Genomic DNA, 2,811 nt, shown 5'->3' with positions numbered 1-2,811 from the left:
GGTCGCTGTCCTTGTTGAACGCGGGCACGAAGCCGCCCGCGACGTGCTCGACCGACGTCACCGTGCCGGGCAGGGGCGCCCGGTTGACGTGCGGGCCCTGCTGGCCGACGCCCTCCCCGGCGCCGCGGCCGACGTGGCCTTGCGGGACGGCCGCCTTGCCGCGCGGATCGCCACCCCCGACCCGGCGCTCACCCCGCAGGCCGCCCACCGCGCGGTGATCGACGCCCTCCCCGGCCGCGACACCGCGATGGCCCCGCACCACTACACCCTCCATGCCGCCACACCCGCCGGTCCGGCCGGCCCGCCGCCCTGGCAGCAGCTCCCGGTGGCCGCCGAGGGCACCGGCCGCGACCCCGGGACCGCCGCCCGGCTCCCCGGGCTCGCCTGACCAGGCCCCGGGCCCGCCCGAACGCGCCCCGGGCCGTGGTGTGCGACGGCCGGGCCGGGAGACCAGACTGGTGGTGGATCCTGCCGCCGAGGCTGGGAGAGGCATGCTGCTCGGACTCACCACCGCGCTGGTCGCGACCGTCTGCTTCGGCTTCGGTTCGGTCTTCCAGGCGCGCGGCGCCCGGTCGGCGCCCCGGGCGGACCGGGTGCGGGTCGGGCTGCTGGCCGCACTGGTGCGGTCGTGGCAGTTCCTGCTGGGCACCGGCCTGGACATCGCGGGATTCGCCCTGAGCATCGTCGCCCTCCGCACCCTGCCGCTGTTCCTCGTCCAGGCCGTCACCAACGCCAGCCTCGCGGTCACCGCGCTCGCCGCCGCCCGGCTGCTCGGCGCCCGGCTGCGGCGCAGCGACCTGGCCGGTATCGCCGCCGTGGTCGTCGGCCTGACGCTGCTCGCGCTCGGCTCCGGCCACGAGGGGCGCAACCACGCCCCGCCCGCCTTCCACTGGGCGCTGCTGGCGACCACCGCCGTGATGCTGCTCCTCACGCTGCTGCTCGCCCGGCGCAGCGGCAACGTGGCGGCGGCCGGCCTCGGCCTGCTCGCCGGGGTCGGCTTCGGCGTGACCAGCCTGGCCGTCCGGGTCCTCGACGTCGCCGGGCCGCTCGACGTGTTCACCGACCCGGCGGCGTACGCACTCGCCCTCGGCGGCCTCGGCGGCTACCTCGCGTACGCGCTCGCGCTCCAGCGCGGCACGGTGACGGCGGCGACGGCGGCCGGGACGGTCGCCGAGACCTTCGGCCCGGCGCTGGTCGGCGTGGCCGTCCTGGGCGACGCGGCGCGCCCCGGCTACGCCTGGTGCGCGGTGGCCGGGTTCGTGGTGGCGGTCGGCGGCACGTTCGTGCTCTCCCGCTTCGGCGAGGTGGAGGCCGAGCTGGGCCCCGCCGCCGGCCCGGCCCCGGACGAGCCCGCCGCGGCCGGCGAAGCCGCGCTGCCGCCCCGCTGCTGACGCCCTGGCGCCTGGGGGCGGTTCGCCATGCCTCGCCCGCGCGATCTGGGGGCGCCTTGTCGCTACGGCGCGCCCCTCGGCGCCCGTCCACGCCCGGCGTGGACAGCATGTCGGCCGGGTGCCCCCTTGGAGGACCGCCACCGGGCCTGTCATGATCACCGGTACTGTACGAACGACCGCAAGGGTGGGGACATGATCGGCCTCCTGCTGCTCGGCCTCCTGGTGCTCGTCATCGGCGGATGCGTCTGCGTCGTGTGGGCGGACCGCGGCGGCCCCGGCTGGGTGCGCCTCGTGGCGCACGCGACGCAGGGCGCGGGCGAACTGGTGCGCCGCGCCGCGAAGGACCGGCGGCGCCGGAGCCGGAGCATCGGTTCCGGCGACAGCGGCGGCGACGGGGGCGGCGACGGCGGCCAGTAGCCTCTGCCGCCCCGGGCCGTCCGGTCGCCCGGACGGCGTGACCGTGCGATGGTGACTTGCCGGACCAACTCACCGGGCCGACCGCCTCGACCGGACCTTCGCACCACCCGGGCGGGCACGCGGCACGGCGCGCACAGAGCGGCAGGAGCCATGACGGACGACGCCCACCGACCCGCCCGACACCCCCGGGACACCCGGCGCCCCGCGGCCGACCCACCGGTGGCCCTGGTCACGGGAGCCTCCTCCGGCATCGGCGCGGCCACCGCGGACCGCCTCGGCGCGGCCGGCTGGCGGCTGCTGCTCTCCGGTACCGACCGCGCCCGGCTGGAGGCGGCCGCCGCCCGCACCGGCGGCCGCGCGCTGCCCGAGGACCTCGCCAAGCCGGACGGCCCGCAGCGCCTCGCCGAGGCCGCCCTCGCCGCCACCGGCCGGGTCGACGCGCTGGTCGCCAGCGCCGGGCTCGGCTGGCGCGGACCCTTCGCCGAGACGCCCACCGACACCCTGGACCGGATGCTGGAGGTCAACCTCGCCGCCCCGCTGCGGTTGGTCCGCCTGCTGCTGCCCGGCATGCTGGAGCGCCGCCGCGGCCGGATCGTGCTGCTCGGCTCGATGGCCGGCCAGGTCGGCGTCCGCGACGAGGCCGCCTACGCGGCCACCAAGGCGGGGCTGGCCATGTTCGCCGAAAGCCTCTGGTACGAGCTGCGCGGGACGGGCGTCGGCGTCCGGATCGTGCTGCCCGGTGCGGTCGACACCCCGTTCTTCGACCGCCGCGGCACCCCGTACCAGCGCGAACGGCCCCGCCCGGTGACCCCCGAACTGGTCGCCGACACCGTGCTCGCGAGCATCACCACCGCCGCCGACCGGCCCTTCGTCCCCCGCTGGCTCGGCCTGCCGGCCCGCATCCACGGCGTCGCGCCGGGCACCTTCCGGCGGATGGCCTCCCGCTTCGGCTGAGGCGGGCGCCGATGGACCCGGCCCGCACCGCCCGCCGGGCCGCCCTGGC

4 protein-coding genes and 1 pseudogene are annotated in these 2,811 nt (G+C 78.4%); 4 read left to right on the top strand and 1 reads right to left on the bottom strand.

Translation table 11 applies throughout. The annotated features are described in order from the left end of the window. Nucleotides 1-91, bottom strand: a pseudogene (locus ABZ885_RS38720) (phosphatidylserine decarboxylase family protein); the annotation flags it as partial. 123 nt (nucleotides 92-214) lie between these two features. Here ABZ885_RS38720 and ABZ885_RS38715 point away from each other — a divergent pair. The 4 genes from ABZ885_RS38715 to ABZ885_RS38700 all read left to right on the top strand — a co-directional run bounded on the left by ABZ885_RS38715 (nucleotide 215) and on the right by ABZ885_RS38700 (nucleotide 2,762). After that, the gene (locus tag ABZ885_RS38715; RefSeq protein ID WP_360199531.1) at nucleotides 215-388 is read left to right on the top strand and encodes a hypothetical protein; all 174 of its coding nucleotides are present in this window, start codon (nucleotides 215-217) and stop codon (nucleotides 386-388) included. 103 nt (nucleotides 389-491) lie between these two features. Then, the gene (locus ABZ885_RS38710; RefSeq protein WP_360199529.1) at nucleotides 492-1,391 is read left to right on the top strand and encodes a DMT family transporter; all 900 of its coding nucleotides are present in this window, start codon (nucleotides 492-494) and stop codon (nucleotides 1,389-1,391) included. A 192-nt stretch (nucleotides 1,392-1,583) separates the two neighbouring features. Beyond that, entirely contained in the window at nucleotides 1,584-1,808 is a 225-nt protein-coding gene (locus tag ABZ885_RS38705; protein ID WP_360199527.1) for a hypothetical protein, read from the top strand. A gap of 150 nt (nucleotides 1,809-1,958) precedes the next feature. Continuing rightward, nucleotides 1,959-2,762: an SDR family oxidoreductase gene (locus ABZ885_RS38700; protein ID WP_360199525.1), complete on the top strand. Its 804-nt coding sequence runs from the start codon at nucleotides 1,959-1,961 to the stop codon at nucleotides 2,760-2,762. Nucleotides 2,763-2,811 lie beyond the last annotated feature (49 nt).

Origin of the sequence: Kitasatospora sp. NPDC047058 (genome assembly GCF_040643935.1) — a bacterium.
GTDB lineage: Bacteria > Actinomycetota > Actinomycetes > Streptomycetales > Streptomycetaceae > Kitasatospora.
Note: the sequence above shows the minus strand (reverse complement) of the source record. Positions and strands in the feature narration are given on the sequence as shown.

Bases quoted from the DNA above. Each gene is read 5' to 3' on its own strand.
- ABZ885_RS38710 (WP_360199529.1), top strand. From the start codon at position 492: ATGCTGCTCGGACTCACCACCGCGCTGGTCGCGACCGTCTGCTTCGGC.
- ABZ885_RS38705 (WP_360199527.1), top strand. From the start codon at position 1,584: ATGATCGGCCTCCTGCTGCTCGGCCTCCTGGTGCTCGTCATCGGCGGA.
- ABZ885_RS38700 (WP_360199525.1), top strand. From the start codon at position 1,959: ATGACGGACGACGCCCACCGACCCGCCCGACACCCCCGGGACACCCGG.